The sequence below is a fragment of the Faecalimonas umbilicata genome, from assembly GCF_004346095.1.
GTDB classification, from domain to species: Bacteria; Bacillota; Clostridia; order Lachnospirales; family Lachnospiraceae; genus Faecalimonas; species Faecalimonas umbilicata.
On record NZ_SLZV01000018.1, the window covers coordinates 42,277 to 58,193 of the forward strand.

Annotated in this window: 15 protein-coding genes; 2 read left to right on the top strand and 13 right to left on the bottom strand. The window is 42.0% G+C overall.

The window, feature by feature from the left end; genetic code table 11:
* The first annotated feature begins 43 nt into the window (after nucleotides 1-43).
* The gene (locus EDD74_RS09265) at nucleotides 44-244 is read left to right on the top strand and encodes a cold-shock protein (RefSeq protein WP_008974930.1); all 201 of its coding nucleotides are present in this window, start codon (nucleotides 44-46) and stop codon (nucleotides 242-244) included.
* Nucleotides 245-416: 172 nt separating this feature from the next.
* Here the strand turns inward: EDD74_RS09265 and EDD74_RS09270 are convergent, their stop codons facing one another.
* From EDD74_RS09270 to EDD74_RS09325, 12 genes are all read right to left on the bottom strand, one after another.
* Nucleotides 417-1,814 (bottom strand): aldehyde dehydrogenase, encoded by a 1,398-nt coding sequence (locus EDD74_RS09270; protein WP_116441292.1) that lies wholly within the window; start codon nucleotides 1,812-1,814, stop codon nucleotides 417-419.
* Entirely contained in the window at nucleotides 1,811-2,047 is a 237-nt protein-coding gene (locus EDD74_RS09275; protein ID WP_116441291.1) for a hypothetical protein, read from the bottom strand. Before EDD74_RS09275 ends, EDD74_RS09270 begins: the two co-directional genes overlap by 4 nt.
* A 221-nt stretch (nucleotides 2,048-2,268) precedes the next feature.
* On the bottom strand, nucleotides 2,269-6,747 hold the full coding sequence (locus tag EDD74_RS09280; RefSeq protein ID WP_116441290.1) for a PolC-type DNA polymerase III: 4,479 nt from the start codon (nucleotides 6,745-6,747) through the stop codon (nucleotides 2,269-2,271).
* Between the two features lie 18 nt (nucleotides 6,748-6,765).
* Nucleotides 6,766-7,821, bottom strand: a complete 1,056-nt coding sequence (gene ispG, locus EDD74_RS09285; RefSeq protein ID WP_116441289.1) for a flavodoxin-dependent (E)-4-hydroxy-3-methylbut-2-enyl-diphosphate synthase — start codon at nucleotides 7,819-7,821, stop codon at nucleotides 6,766-6,768.
* Between the two features lie 79 nt (nucleotides 7,822-7,900).
* On the bottom strand, nucleotides 7,901-8,362 hold the full coding sequence (locus EDD74_RS09290) for a hypothetical protein (protein WP_242990089.1): 462 nt from the start codon (nucleotides 8,360-8,362) through the stop codon (nucleotides 7,901-7,903).
* Between the two features lie 222 nt (nucleotides 8,363-8,584).
* Nucleotides 8,585-9,379: an energy-coupling factor ABC transporter ATP-binding protein gene (locus tag EDD74_RS09295; RefSeq protein WP_116441287.1), complete on the bottom strand. Its 795-nt coding sequence runs from the start codon at nucleotides 9,377-9,379 to the stop codon at nucleotides 8,585-8,587.
* Between the two features lies 1 nt (nucleotide 9,380).
* Complete coding sequence (locus EDD74_RS09300; protein WP_116441286.1) at nucleotides 9,381-10,232, bottom strand: energy-coupling factor ABC transporter ATP-binding protein; 852 nt, start codon at nucleotides 10,230-10,232, stop codon at nucleotides 9,381-9,383.
* Nucleotides 10,233-10,243: 11 nt separating this feature from the next.
* Nucleotides 10,244-11,041, bottom strand: a complete 798-nt coding sequence (locus EDD74_RS09305) for an energy-coupling factor transporter transmembrane component T family protein (RefSeq protein WP_116441285.1) — start codon at nucleotides 11,039-11,041, stop codon at nucleotides 10,244-10,246.
* A 15-nt stretch (nucleotides 11,042-11,056) separates the two neighbouring features.
* Entirely contained in the window at nucleotides 11,057-11,686 is a 630-nt protein-coding gene (locus EDD74_RS09310; RefSeq protein ID WP_116441284.1) for a hypothetical protein, read from the bottom strand.
* A 26-nt stretch (nucleotides 11,687-11,712) separates the two neighbouring features.
* Nucleotides 11,713-12,636 (bottom strand): nucleoside hydrolase, encoded by a 924-nt coding sequence (locus EDD74_RS09315; RefSeq protein ID WP_158547694.1) that lies wholly within the window; start codon nucleotides 12,634-12,636, stop codon nucleotides 11,713-11,715.
* Nucleotides 12,629-13,582, bottom strand: coding sequence for a nucleoside hydrolase (locus EDD74_RS09320; protein WP_242990088.1), 954 nt, complete (start codon nucleotides 13,580-13,582; stop codon nucleotides 12,629-12,631). Before EDD74_RS09320 ends, EDD74_RS09315 begins: the two co-directional genes overlap by 8 nt.
* A gap of 18 nt (nucleotides 13,583-13,600) precedes the next feature.
* A complete protein-coding gene (locus EDD74_RS09325) occupies nucleotides 13,601-14,419 on the bottom strand; it encodes an EFR1 family ferrodoxin (protein ID WP_116441281.1) in 819 nt (272 codons plus the stop codon).
* A gap of 261 nt (nucleotides 14,420-14,680) precedes the next feature.
* On the opposite strand from EDD74_RS09325, the gene EDD74_RS09330 reads away from it, so the two are divergent.
* The gene (locus tag EDD74_RS09330; protein WP_116441280.1) at nucleotides 14,681-15,154 is read left to right on the top strand and encodes a MarR family transcriptional regulator; all 474 of its coding nucleotides are present in this window, start codon (nucleotides 14,681-14,683) and stop codon (nucleotides 15,152-15,154) included.
* Nucleotides 15,155-15,204: 50 nt separating this feature from the next.
* On the opposite strand, the gene EDD74_RS09335 is transcribed toward EDD74_RS09330, so the two are convergent.
* Entirely contained in the window at nucleotides 15,205-15,906 is a 702-nt protein-coding gene (locus EDD74_RS09335; protein WP_116441408.1) for a DNA alkylation repair protein, read from the bottom strand.
* Nucleotides 15,907-15,917 lie beyond the last annotated feature (11 nt).

Below are 15,917 nucleotides of genomic sequence, written 5' to 3' on the forward strand. Positions count from 1 at the left end.
AGCACATCTGGACAACAGATTTATTTTTTATGGAGGTAACACAATGAACAAAGGTACTGTAAAATGGTTTAGCAACCAAAAAGGGTATGGATTCATTTCTGACGAAGCTGGAAACGATGTATTCGTACATTACTCTGGTCTGAACATGGAAGGATTCAAGACTCTGGAAGAAGGTCAGGCAGTGGAATTCGAAGTGACAGAAGGCGCTAAAGGACCTCAGGCAATCAATGTCGTAAAACTTTAATCAGAATCTTTACTGTGCCTTTTATTTATATATATTAATTTCGATATTTCATAATTAAAAAGCAGTACTTGTATTACGTGATTAAAATAGAGCTGATGGCAGATTTGGGAAGTTCCCTCTGCCGCCAGCTCTTTTCTTTTTGAGTTCTTTGCTAAAGTTGATCAAAACTATTTTACATCAGCTTCTTTAACAATTTTAAATGTCCTTTATACGGTGGATAGCGAACTGGAAGATCTAGCCACAGGGCCTTTTTCAAAATGCTCTTTCTATGGGTAAATGTATCAAACCCTGCTTTTCCATGGTAGGATCCCATTCCACTTTCCCCGACACCTCCAAATGGCATATGCGAAGTAGCTAAATGGACAACTGTATCATTGACACATCCCCCGCCATAGGAAATCTGTCCGAGTACCTTTTTTTCTGTCCTGCGGCTTCTTGTAAAGAGATACAATGCCAAAGGTTTTGGCCGACTGTTGATCTGTGCGATTGCTTCATCCAAATCTTCATACACAAGTACCGGAAGAATCGGACCGAAAATTTCTTCCTGCATCACTGGACTGTCCCAGGATACCCGTGTCAGAATTGTTGGCTCAATCTTTCCTGACTTTCTAGACCATTCTCCTCCAACAACAGTATGCCGCTGATCAATATATCCACAGAGTCGATCAAAATGTTTTTCATTGATGATCTTCGGGTACTCTCTGTTTTTACATGGCTGCATTCCATACAACTTCTCAGTCATCCGCTTCAGATAAGTGAGCAACTTTTTTCTTACACTTTTGTGTACAAGTACATAATCCGGTGCCACACAAGTCTGACCTGCATTCAGAAATTTTCCCCACACAATCCTTTTTGCTGCCAGTTTCAGATTGGCTGTCTCATCAACAATACACGGACTTTTTCCACCAAGTTCCAGACTGACCGGAGTCAGATGCTCTGCTGCTTTCTTCATCACATGCTTTCCAACTTCCATGCTTCCTGTAAAAAAGATATAGTCAAATCTTTCGTTCAACAAACTCTCATTCTCTTGTCTTCCACCTTCTATGCAGCAGACATATCCCGGTACAAAAAGTTCCTCCGTCATCTCCCGCATCAGCCTGGAAACATTTGGGGAATAGGCGGATGGCTTTAATACTGCACAGTTTCCCGCGCCAATTGCTGCAACAAGCGGTGCAATAGTCAGTTGAAACGGATAATTCCACGGAGACATGATCAGCACAACCCCATATGGTTCTGCATAAATCCGCGATTTTGATGGAAATTGTGTGATAGGTGTCGGAACTTGCTTTGTCGCAGCCCACCCACGCAAATGCTTCATTGTATATCGGATTTCTTCTTTCACAATCCCTATTTCTGTCGCATAGGTTTCAAAAGGCGCCTTGTTCAAATCTTCCCACAGCGCCTTCTCTATTGCCTCCTCATGCGCTTCTATCCACTGATACAACTTTCTCAATTGAATCAGCCGAAAAGAAACATCCTTTGTCACCTGTGTCTGAAAATATTCCCTCTGTCCCTTTAATACCTTCTGATAGTCTGTCATATCTTCTGCCTTTCTGTATGGATCATTCATACTTTACAGAGCGTCTCCCACGCTTCCGTCTGTAACCTTTCTTTTTCGCTATCATTATAAGAAAAATGTGCTACTTTTACAACACCATCCGGCATAGAATCTTCAATACTTTTCTCGCTCCTATCCTCGCCGCCTTCTTCCAGCACAAGCAATTCTTCCAATCTGGCCTTCGGCGCAAAATAAGTAAAAAATACGCTCTTGTTCCATGTTTTCTTTTCCACTTGTTTCATCATACAACTCTCCCTTTTCTCTTTCTTTTTACTTTTTCTTTTGTTCTACTGTTTGGAATAACGGCGGGAAAGATCATCCAGCCGGGAAAACAAGAATGTTTTCATGATTCATTTTCTCTTTTGAAATTCTACTTGAAATGGTAAGCGGCGAAAAAACCGCTTACCGATATTTCTTATCATAGCACACTTCCCCTAAAAGGGAAAGTCCCTATTTGTTTAATCTTTTACAGATCAAACAGTGACAGCTGATTCGTTTCCGGCAGATCACCAAACATCCCAAGATCCGCCATAAAGTCAATGACAGTTTTACTAACCTTTGTCCGCTGTCTAAAATCATCTCTCGAAAGATATGGTCCATCTTCTGCTGCCATCTCCACTGCTTCCGCCGCCTTATCGCCCATTCCTTCGATGCTGGAGAGCGGCGGCATCAATTTGCCGTCAATGATCTGAAATTTTGTCGCCTTCGCCCGATAAATGTCAAGCGGAAGAAATTCATACCCTCTCGCATACATCTCCTGCACGATTCGCATATCTTTGAGTGTATCCTGATCCTTTTTACTCAGAGAATCCGAACGGTTCTTGTAGTCCCGGAGATAAAACTCCAGTTTTTCCTTGCCCTGACACATCAATTCATAGGAAAATGCAGATGCACGGATACTAAAATATGCCGCATAATACGCCAGCGGATAATTGACTTTGCAGTAGGCAATCCGATATGCCATCATGACATAGGCCGCTGCATGGGCTTTCGGGAACATATATTTGATCTTCTTACATGACCAGATATACCAGTCGGGAACGCCCGCCGCCTTCATCGCATCTTCCCATTCCGGCTTCAGCCCCTTCCCTTTACGGACACTCTCCATGATCGTAAAGGACAGCTCACTTTCCATTCCGGTATTGATCAGATACGTCATAATGTCATCACGAGTACAGATAGCTGTAGAAATTGTCGCTTTTCCCTCCTGGATCAACGTCTGTGCATTGTTCAGCCATACATCCGTACCATGTGACAAACCAGAGATACGGATTAGATCAGACAACGTCTTTGGCTTTGTATCCACAACCATCTGGATAACGAAATCAGTCCCAAACTCCGGGATTCCAAGACATCCCACCGGACATCCTCCGATATCCGAAGGCTTGATCCCAAGAGACCCTGTATCCGCAAAAAGCTGCATCACTCCCGGGTCATCCAAAGGAATCTCTGTCGCCTTAAACGGCTTTCCGGTCAGCTGCTCCACAAGTTCCTCCAGCATCTTGATCATCGTCGGATCATCGTGCCCGAGAATATCAAGCTTCAGCAAGTTATGGTCGATCGAGTGATAGTCAAAATGTGTCGTGATAATGTCTGTCGTCATATCATTCGCCGGATGCTGCACCGGTGTGAAGGAATTGATATTCTCCCCGTGAGGCAGTACGATGATTCCTCCCGGATGCTGCCCGGTGCTCCGCCGGATCCCGGTACACCCTTCCACAATCCGCTCAATTTCACACTTCCTCTTTCTGCTTCCATGCTCCTCATAGTAATTTTTTACAAATCCGAACGCCGTCTTCTCCGCCAACGTTCCGATCGTCCCGGCACGGTACGTCTGCCCTTCGCCGAAGATGACCTCGGTATACTTATGTGCATTACTCTGATAATCTCCCGAGAAATTCAAGTCGATATCTGGCTCTTTATTTCCCTTAAATCCAAGGAACGTCTCAAACGGAATATCAAATCCATCTTTGACAAGCGGTTGTCCACAGTTCGGGCATACTTTATCCGGCATATCCCATCCACATCCTCCGGCAAATGCACGCACTTCCTCCGACTCAAAATCACTGTAATGACAATTGGTACAGTAATAATGCGGGCTGAGCGGGTTTACCTCGGTAATTCCCGCCATCGTCGCCACGAAAGAAGAACCGACAGAACCTCTGGAGCCAACAAGATATCCATCCTCGTTTGATTTCCACACCAGCTTCTGCGCAATAATGTACATCACGGCAAATCCATTGGAAATAATGGAGTTCAATTCCCTCTCAAGACGTTCTACAACGATCTCCGGAAGTTCTTCCCCGTACATACTATGCGCCTTATCATAACAGATATTCCGAAGTGTCTGATCCGAATCTTCAATGACCGGAGGACACTTATCGGGCCTCACCGGGGAAATCCGCTCGATGGAATCGGCGATCTTATTTGTATTCGTGATCACGACTTCCTCCGCCTTCTTAGATCCGAGATAAGAAAATTCTTCCAGCATCTCCTCCGTTGTCCGAAGATACAGCGGCGGCTGGCTGTCCGCATCAGAAAATCCTTTTCCGGTCATAATGATCCTTCGATAAACCTCACTGTCCGGATCCATAAAATGCACATCACAGGTTGCGACAACTGGCTTTTGAAATTTCTCTCCAAGCTGTACGATCCTCCTGTTCATGTTCTTTAGATCTTCCTCACTCTTAATATTTCTCTGCTTCTCACTGGCGATCATAAATGCGTTGTTGCCGATCGGCTGGATTTCCAGATAATCGTAATAATCTACGATCTTTGCGATTGTCTCTTCCGATTTCCCATCCAAAAGCGCCCGATATAATTCGCCCGCCTCGCAGGCACTTCCAAGGATCAGCCCTTCCCGGTACTTGTTGAATTCGCTTTTTGGAATTCGCGGACGTCTCGCAAAATATTTTAAGTGCGAGAGGGAAACAAGTGTATACAGATTCACTCTTCCCACTTCATTCTTTGCAAGAATGATCGCATGGTAAGTCGGCATTTTCTTGATCGCATCCGGGTTCATATCCCCAAATGCATTGACTTCTTTTAAAGTCGTCATCCCTCGTTCCTTTAACATCTCGATAAATTTCACATAGATTTCCGCCGTCGCTGCCGCATCATCCACAGCACGATGATGATTTTCCAGAGAAATGTTTAATGCCTTCGCCACAATATTCAACTTATATTTGGACAAGGTTGGAAGCAGTACACGGGCAAGTCCCACAGTGTCCACCGAGGTAAATGTCCGGCTTCTTCCAAGTCTGACACAGTTCTGTTCAATAAATCCCACATCAAATCCTGCATTGTGCGCCACAAGCGCAGACTCACCGACAAAATCAAGAAATGCCGGAAGTGCCTCCTCAATCTTTGGAGCCTCCAGTACCATGTCATCTGTAATGTGCGTGAGCTGCTGAATCTCAAACGGGATTGGGATCTCCGGATTGACAAACGTACTGAATCGATCCACGATCGCCCCGTCGGTGATTTTAACCGCTCCGATCTCTATGATCCGATCTTCCGCCGCGCTGAATCCGGTTGTCTCAATATCAAATACAACAAACGTGTCATCCAGTGTCTGCCCCTGTTCGTTGACAGCGATCTCTGTCAAGTCGTCTACAAGATATGCTTCCACCCCATATATGATCTTAAATGGATCCTCCTTGTCAAGTCGTTCCACATAATGATTGGCATCCGGGAAAGCCTGCACTACGCCGTGGTCCGTAATGGCGATCGCCTGATGTCCCCAGTCATGTGCCCTCGCCACAAGCGCCTGCGCCTCAGATACTCCATCCATATCACTCATTTTCGTGTGGCAGTGAAGCTCCACACGCTTCTCTGGGCTGGTATCCTTCCTCGTTGTCGTAAAGTCACTGATCTTACGGATACCCACAACGGAACCGATCGTCAGCTCTCCATCAAACTTATCAATCGTCGTCACTCCTTTGATCTTCAAAAAAGCGCCTTTTTTGATTCCTGCGAGAATCTCAGGAAGCTGTTCATTTCTCGTGAACATCTTTACCATGATCGTATCCGTGAAATCTGTGATTGCAAACATGACGATTGTCTTCTCATTTCGGATTTCTCTCGTCTCCAGCTTCAAAATCTTTCCACGGATCGTAATCTCTCCCATCTCTCCGACCACATCGGAAAGCGGAATTGCCTCATCCTCAAAATCCCTTCCATATAGTACATCCGGATTGTCAGACCGCTTCGGAGAGCGGTAAAATTCTTTTTTCTGAAATTCCCTCTTTGGAAATTCCTTTTTCTTCGGTTCTGCAGGTGCTTTCTCCTGTTTTGGAACACTTTCCTTCTTCTTTACTCCTTCTGTCTTTTCCTTCTTCTGAGCGATCTTTTCCTCATGAAGGCTTGCATTCTGCTCCAGAATTGCATCTACTTCCTGCTGAATCCGAATTTCTCCGTGTTTCTTATTCTTACTTTCTTGCGGCTCCCGATACAATACTTTAATCTTCGTCGGAACCTGACACCGCTCGTTAAAAATCCGGTCAATGGTCCCTACAATCGCATCTTTTTTCCCTTCTGCCACAATGGAATCTGTCATCTCAATGCAAAGAGTCTGTGTGTCCTCAAATGTACACACTGCATTTTGAAACATATTGTACTCTAACATACTCTGTCGCTGAAGTTCATATAAAATACTATCCCGATACTCTCGCAGAAGATTTTCCGGTGTATAAAGCTCCGAAAGCTGATAGGTCTCTACCACCTCAACCTGGATCTGTGTATGTCCGAATAATTGTTCCCGGATCATCTCTTCCATCTTGCAGACAGACCGCTTTGCAATCAGGTGGGTGCTGCATATATGTACCCGTATAAAATCTCTCAGAGAAGTGGTCGTGACTTTCATCACTTCCACTTCTCTGAAAAGATTCTCATATTCTTTATTTACTTTTAATGTCGGAAATACATCAAAAAATAATTTTCCCATGTATCATCTGCCATCCTTCTATTCGTTCCAATTCAAAAGTTCTTCTCTTAATACAGACAAGAGCTGCTCTTCTTTGACCTTTTTGATAATTTCACCCTTTTTGATCAGAAGTCCTTCCCCGATTCCTCCTGCGATTCCGATATCTGCTTCTTTCGCTTCTCCCGGACCGTTTACTACACAGCCCATCACAGCCACCTTAATATCAAGCGGAATATCTGCCACCATATTTTCCACCTGATTCGCAAGTCCGATCAAGTCAATCTTCGTTCTTCCGCAAGTCGGACAAGATACAACTTCAATACCGCCTTTGCGAAGTCCCAGTGTCTTTAAGATTAATTTTGCAGACTTGATTTCTTCCAACGGATCTCCGGTCAGCGACACACGGATCGTATCTCCGATCCCCTGATATAAAATGATTCCAAGCCCGACCGAAGACTTAATATTGCCCGACAATACCGTTCCGGACTCTGTGATACCAACGTGCAGCGGATACGGACACTGCTTTGCGATCAGCTCATGTGCTTTCACACACATCAAGACATCTGAAGATTTAATACTGACAACAAGATTATCATATCCCATCTCCTCGATCAAGCGCACTTTGTCCATTGCACTTTCCACGATTCCTTCCGCAGTCACACCACCATATTTTTCTAAAAGCGGTTTCTCCAAAGAGCCACTGTTCACTCCCACGCGAATTGGGATATTGTATTCCTTTGCCTTATCGACAACCGCCTGCACTCTGCTTCTATCACCGATATTCCCCGGGTTGATTCGGATTTTATCCGCACCGTTTTCGATCGCAGCGATTGCAAGTCGGTAATCAAAATGAATATCCGCCACAAGCGGGATATGGATCCGCTTCTTAATCTCCCGGATTGCCTCTGCCGCCTCCATCGTCGGCACTGCACAGCGGATAATCTGACATCCTGCCGCCTCTAATGCAAGGATTTGCTGCACAGTCGCTTCCACATCTTCTGTCTTTGTATTTGTCATCGATTGGATAGCAACCGGATTGCCTCCTCCGATCTTTACGGTTCCAATCTGAATCACTTTTGTATCTTCTCTTGCCATGGTCGTTACTCCTTTCCGTCCCATTTGAAAACCCTCTATGAAAATTGCTGCATTCTCTTAGAGGGCATGTTCTTCTGCACTATTTTTTATCAAAAACCAACTGATCTCCGTACTCCCGCTCGGTAAGTGTCAGCTGATTGTTCTGTACACTGTAATCGTATGTGGCTGTGATCTCACTCAATGCTGTTTCCAGCATATCGGCAGTATATTTCCCTTCCGATTTTTCTTCTGCTTCCAGAAGAGCTTCCTCATCCGCCTTAAATGTCACCGTCTTGCTATCCTTATCTAAAAGGTACTCCATGCCGATCGTCATCTTCTTGTCTTCGAAAATTTCTTCCCAGTCAACCAGAAGTGTTCCATTTCCCTTAATCGTCAGCACAAGCTGCTGCTCGGTGCTTTTCCATGTCCCCTCCAGCGGATTCCCGGTAAACATCTTAAACAAGAAAAATGCCCCGATCAAAATAATTAGTACACTCGCCGTGGATATGACAATCCTCCATGCCATACTACGTTTCTCTTCATTGCTCTTTGCGATAAACATGCTACCCCTTCCTTCCCTGCAAGTCATTGAAGTATCTCCTACTGTCATCTGAATTTCTCATCACTTCCCACAATAGAAAAATTGCTTCTCGCCCTTGTTGTAAGTAAATTATAAGTTGTTTCAGAAAGAGTGTCAACGGATAATGCGAAAGCATACCAAAAAACCAGATCTCTGATATTTCGGTATGCCTTCACTCCTAGTATGCCTATTCTATTTTTTATTTTAAAGATTTTCCACAAGTTCCTGAATATTTAAAATTTTTTTCTTAATTCCCATCTTCTGCCCAATTCTTGCACAAAGCGGTGGTGTAACGTGTGCTTCTTTTAAAATATCTGGCTGATAAAAAATATCTTCTTTGCTTCCATCTGCAATCACATTTTTATGTGCCATCACGATTACTCTCTCAAAATGTTCTGCAACATACTCCATATCATGGGAAATCGTAATGACCGCTTTCCCTTTCTTTTTTAAATAATCCATAACAATTTTCAGCTGCTCACATCCCCATAAATCTTGTCCTGCCGTCGGTTCATCAAGAATCACGTAATCTGGACTGACTGCAAGCACTACTGCAATCGTAAGAAATTTTCGAATTGGAAGAGGAATATCAAATGGATGGGTTTCTAAATAGGGACGGATTCCTGTAACTTCTATCGCTTCTTCTGTACGCTGTCCGATTTCTTCCTCTGAAAGCTTCCAATATCGAAGAACATATTGGATTTCCTTAATTACATCATCATTAAAAATCTGATCATTTGGATTTTGAAATACATATCCGACATGTGGTGCAATCTGCGCTGTCGTTTTTGTACTTGTATCTATTCCATCTACAAAAATTTTACCTTGGGTCGGTTTATAAATATTATTAATTAATTTTACCGTAGTAGATTTTCCCGCTCCATTTTGCCCAATAATCGCCACTCGTTCTCCCTTTTCTATCTTCATGGAAACATTCTCAACAGCCGTAACAGGATTTCCCGGATATGAAAAACTGATTTCTTTCACTTCAATTGCCATACTATATGTCCCCTCTTTCTTTCAACATTGCAACTGCTTCCCGCTCACTGACCGGGATACTACTCAATGCTTTTTTCTTTTCTTCCAAAAGAAGTGCCAGTGTCACAACCTGCGGGATTCTAACTTTTTTCTCTCTGAGAATTTGAAGCTGAAACACCTCTCTGACCGTTCCCTGTGCAATAATTGTCCCCTCTGCCATAGCGATAATCTCATCACAATATTCCGCCAGCAAGTCTACTTTATGTTCAGCAATAATCACGGTCTTGCCCTGCCTTTTCAAAGCCCCGATAATTTCAAACACATCCATCGTTCCATCCGGATCCAATTGACTGGTCGGTTCATCAATCACAATAATGTCCGAATCTAATGCAAGAACAGAAGCAAAGGCAACTCTCTGACATTGTCCACCAGAAAGTGCCAGTGGATTTTTCTGCAATAAAGTATCTACCTTGACAACTTTTGCAATTTCTAAAATCCGCCGAATCATCTCTTCCTGCTCTACTCCGGTATTCTCAAGACCCATTCCTATTTCTTCAAATACTGTTTCTTTGATACCGCTCACCTGTGCAAATGGATCCTGAAAAACATATCCGATTCTGACACTCAGTTCACCGTCTTCCCATTCCTCCAGATTTTTCCCTTCTACAAGCACGTTTCCCTTCAAAATCCCCCCATAAAATTTGGGACAGAGCCCCCTCATTAAATTGCAGAAAGTGGTCTTCCCACTGGCATTCGGTCCAATCACACCATAGCATTTTCCCTTTTCCAATTTACAGTTCAAATGCCTGACCGCAGCTTTTTTTGTCAATGGATATGCATAGGAAACATCCTGAAATTCAATACATACGCTCATATTCTCTCCTCCTACAAAAATAATTTTCCCGCAACACAGCCCAGAATACTGACAATGACCGCAACAACTGCAACCGTTTTTTCACTCCGTTTTGCCGGCTGTATTTTTCGTAGAGATGTATGCACCCCATCAGCCGCAAATGCACGGGCATCCATTGCAAGCGTCTTGTCCTCGATTCCCGTCATAGAACTAATAATCACTGGAAAAAGCACAGGAAGAATCGACTTTACTTTTACAAAAAGATTTCCCTCCGTTTCAATTCCTCTCGCCCTCTGGCTTTCCCGCACACGGTTTAATTTTTCTTTGATCGAAGTAATACTTGAAAAAGTAGATAAAACCATAAATGTCACTGTTGAAGACATTCCCAATTGTTCCAGGCAACAACAAAGATCTCTCATTTCTGTTGTCATAAAAAATACAAGAAAAATTCCCAGGAATCCCTCAATCATAAAAATCAAGTCCAAGCAGCTGATAATCGCAGCAACTGGCACTGATTTCCCAAATAGATAAAAAGCCACCGGTCCCGGATCTCCCATATGTACATAAAGTCTTACAATAACTGTAAATACACAACCTAACAGAAACATAATTCCTATCATTTTAAAATACTTTTTCCAAACCGGAGTCAAAAATGCAATTCCTCCAGCTAAAAGAAAAATAATTAAGCCGACCTGCCAGCGAAAAACAATCAGGCACATAAATCCAAGTGACAGGCAAGTTACCATTTTTGCTACCGGATGAAAATCACACCACCAATTTCCTTTTTTCTGGTATTTTCTAAAACTATCAACAAATTGTTCTTCAGTCATATTTCTTTCCCCCTGTCAAAACTCAATATCTTCCTCACGGTATTGTTTTGTTGTCACATACTTGCCATACGGAAGCTTAATCAAAAAGCGATCTGGAAGCGAACGAATAATTAAAAAGACAAGGATCAAACATACAATCTTATCAATGCAGTCAAATAAAAGCTGTCCCACTGCCATCGCAAAATATTTTGGAACTCCGGCGCGAAAAAGTGGAATCCCAATTACAACACTGGCAAGGTTCCCCCAGAAATCTCCTCCCATTGCAAGAAAAATGATGCTTCCACTCAGCCATCCCCCAATAAATCCAAAAATAGGTGTGCAGATTACTGTCTTCCAAAATGATGTAAAAATCCTTCGCCTTGCGAGTGTTCCTGCGGCTATTCCAAACAAAGCATTTAGCGGCATCATCACGATCATAACCGGATTTTTAATTACATTTACTAGATTCGATAAAATCCCAACAATTGCCCCTGGAAAAGGTCCACATACTGCCCCAACCAAAATCGTCCCAATAGAGTCCCCTAAAATAACCATAGTCGTTGAGTACAGTACGTTATATGCCACCATGTTGATTGCCACTGCTAACGGAATCAACAATAACGTCATATTATCCAGTCTTTTCTTTTTCTTCTTTTTCTGCACCATAATTCCACCCTCTCTTTCTTTTCAATCTACTCTAATTTTTCATAACCATCCAGCGTTTCCTTCAACAAATTCATATAAGCTTCCCGATCTAAATCCATTGCCACCTTTGTATTCTTTGGATATCCAAGAGGTGTATACATATTTAAAGGAACTACTCGCCCTCTACTCAATTCTCCTTTTGTTTCAACAAAAATATTGTATCGTTCAAATCTTACATGTTCTGGCATTCCAATTCCAAATACAGCAAGTGCCGGTCCATAATAAATTGCCTCCCCCGGTCTGTGAGACATACCACTCATAGCAAACGCTGTGGTATATGGTCCATTTGCTCCATGAACAATTTTCCCAACTTCTGCATTTGTCAAAGCTGATTTTAATTCAAAGTGATATCCATACATTTCCATTAAAATTCCACTTTGAAATACAGCCTTTGCCGCTTCCGGATCTGCCGCCATATTTTCTTCCACAACTGCTGAAACATTTCCAAAGTCATAGCTTCCCCCTACAAAAGCTACCTTTTTGATCATAGAAGATAATTCCGGATACTTAAAAATTGCCAGAGCTAAATTGGTCATCGGTCCAAAACATACAACTACAAGTTCACCTTCCGCCTCTTTCGCCTCTTGATAAATTCTGTCCCATGCCGGCATTGTATCGTAGTTCGCACCTTTTGGAAACGGTAATCCACATTTTCCATCCGGTAAAAATCTCCTTTGTTCTGGCACCTTTTTACTAATCAGAACTGGTCGTTCACTCCCTTTTGATAAATGGCACTGTAATCCTGCCATCGTAAGAAACCCTCCGGTATTTTCAAATGCCTGTTCCGCTTCTTTGCTTTTCCCTTTACAAACGGTAACTGCTTTTACATCCAATAACTGTTTTGCCAGCATTATCCCCCAAAAGCTGTCCAATTGTCCATCTGTATCAATTACTACCGGTAATTTATTCATACTCTTTTTCTCCTTTCTCATAACTTTGGCATGCTTCTAATAAAAGTTTAACAAACCGTTCTCTGTCTGAAGAAAGCCCCACAAGCACATTTGCTTCTTTCCCCTCTACATTATAAAAATCTCCCACTGTACTTCCCATTGTGTACTCTCCCTCCAGATCGATCTGTACAGACATCTTCTTCATGGTAAAAAGAGAAGGATCAATTAAATATGCAACCGCACATGCATCATGAATTGGTACCCCATGCCAACCGATCATCTCAAATCCTCTTCCGAAAAAATCTACAAGTTCTGCTACAAAAGTACCTATCTTACCTATTTTACGGAAGTCATCTTTTTCCTCAAACTGAATTGTCGTATCATTTGTTACGTCCAGACCAAGCATCACAATCGGTACCCCAGAAGTATAAACAATATCTGCTGCATACGGATCTACCATAATATTAAATTCCGATGCTCCTCTTCCACTGCATCCACCTACAATAGAACCTCCCATCAAAACAATTTTATCTATTTTTTCTTTTAAATGTGGATAACACAAAAGTAATGTTGCAATATTGGTCAATGGCCCCGTCGGTACAATCACAACCGGTTTCTCACTTTTCATAAGTTTCTCTGCCAGAAATTCAACAGCACTCTCTTCTGCAAGTGGAACAACTGGATTTGGAAGTTGCGGTCCATCTAATCCACTATCTCCATGCGCAATTCCAGCGGTATAAACTGGTGTCAAAAGTGGTGCTTTTCTTCCTTGTGCAATCGGAATTTCTCTCTTTCCTAATAATTCACAAATCCCCTGTGCATTTTTTGTCGTTTTTTCGATTGTCTGATTTCCACATGCCGTTGTGATACCAAGTACTTCTAACTTTTCCGCTGCCAATGCAAGCATAATCGCAATTGCATCGTCATGTCCAGGATCACAATCCATCAATATCGGTATTCTGTTCACAGTATTCTTCCTCCTTCACTATTTTTTATCTTCATTTTCTTTTCGATATTTCTCATAGTACTCTTTATAATTTTTCTCTGAAAATCCTCTGAAATAGTATCTAGGTCTTCCACTGCTGTATTTTCCATATTCAATCGCTTCTTTTGGACAGCGATTCAGACATGCCATACAAAAATAGCAGTCTTTCTTGTACCATACTGGCTTTCCGGCTTCCATCCGAATCGCATTTGCCGGACAGATTTTTTCGCAGATACCACATCCAATACATTTCTCAGTTACATGATACGGTGCAGTTTTCCTCATTTTTTCATTAAATATATGTGCTTTCACATAAGTATTGTCTACGGCATCCTCTCCTTCTTTTACCTCAACAACCTTCTCTTGTCTCTGAATGCACTGTATAATTTTCTCCAAACGGATTTTGGCAGCGCTTAATTTTTCCAATGTACTCTCAGGAGTATCTAAAATACGTTCTGTAATTGGATAATTATCCGGCATTGTAATCCCAAATCCACTCTGTAAAGAAAATATATTTGAAAACTGCTCAATCGCCTTCCCTGCCACATTACTGTATGTTGCAATCGCAAAAGAATATCCTTTTTCTTCAAACGTACCCTCCCGTTTCATCTTCTCAGCCAGTTTCTTTACAAAATCCAGCATCACCTCAGGTGCTGCCCAGGCATATACCGGAAAGACAAATCCGATGTAAGCTTCTTTTTCCAAACGAAAGATGTCTGGATTCTTTCCAACTATATCAACCGTTGTATCCTGCAATTTTTCCGCAATCATTTCCGCAATTCCACGGGAATTCCCCGTTCCTGAAAAATAAAAAATCATATCTCTCGCCTCTTTCTTTTTTCTTCCACATAAACTTTAGATTCTAAAGTATTTTTCAAAAAAATATTGCACTTTCCCTTACTTTCTAATAAACTGATATCAGAACATCACAGTTTTTATGTTATCTTTAGAAAAAAAATATGCATTTTGTTTTATGAATAGTCTATTATTTTAGTTTCTAAAGTAAATATATATCATGTTGCACTATTTTGTCAATATTTCAATCACTTTTCTGTAATATTGCACAACAAAGGAGAGCTTATGAAAAATTATGAATTATTAAAAACCGTTATGACTGAGACACGCAATGCCACACTCGCTTATCACAATTACATGTATACCGACCGTGAATATGTAAAAGGTCAAAAACTTTATCTGCGAGAAATGCATCTTCTAATCTTTGTCGGTATTTCTGGCGAACTTACAATGAGTGAAATCGCCGAAAAAATGAATATCACCCAGGGAGCTGCTACACAAATTGCCGGTCGGTTAATCAAAAAGAAACTAATTGCAAAGAAAAAGCATCCATCGGATAAGCGCTATTCTGTCATTTTTCTTACGGATTCCGGAAGACATGCCTATGAAGATTATATGAAATATGACCAACTGAGAAACGAAGAAATCATGTCTTGTTTTGAAGATTTCAGTGAAACAGACATGAATATTATTTTAAAATATGAACTCTTGATTCAAGATATCTGTTCTGGAAAAGTCGCTGGAAAAACCAGACTATAATTTTTGTTTTTAAACTGCCTATCCCGCGTCAGCAGACGGGATAGGTATTTTTATTTCCTCTTCATACTTCTGATCTTTTCCTTTTCTTCTTTCCCCACCCGGAGTGATTCTGTGATTTTCTGCAATGCTTTGTTGTAGGTAAAATCATCCAGCTTATTTTTCATGAGATACTGCATCGTCAGTTCCGGATGCTGCACATAATAAACCGATACTGCCCATGCCACTGCCATTTTCACATAGTAATCTTCCAGTGTGATCTCATCAAAATATGGAAATGCTTCCCACAGATAGATTTCTTCTTCAAAATGATCTAGCCCCATGACCACTCCGAATCTGACTGTGTAAACCTGATCTGACTGCATGCACTGCTTTACAAATGTCCACATCTTTTCTTTCTCATGCTTTGCAGGTTTTAAGGTGCTGCAAAAGCTGTCACAGACCGACCAGTTATCAATCTGTGGAAGAAAATCACAAATCCATCTATGCCGTTCTTTCCACTCCATCTTCGCATATCCGATCACAAGTCCCCGAAGCATCGTCTCCTCGAATGTCTTCTCCACTTCAGATTTCTCTTCCAAATACGCTCTCCAGTCTCCCTTTGCGATCTCTTTTGCAAGTTTCCTGAGATGCGGAAGTCTTACGCCGCGAATCCTCTCTGCTTTTACATTTGGGATCAGCCGGGCAGAAAACTGCTGATAGGAAGGTTCTGATAATTCCTCGATTCTTTTTCTGACTTCTTCAGCCGTCATCATCTTTTTCTCCT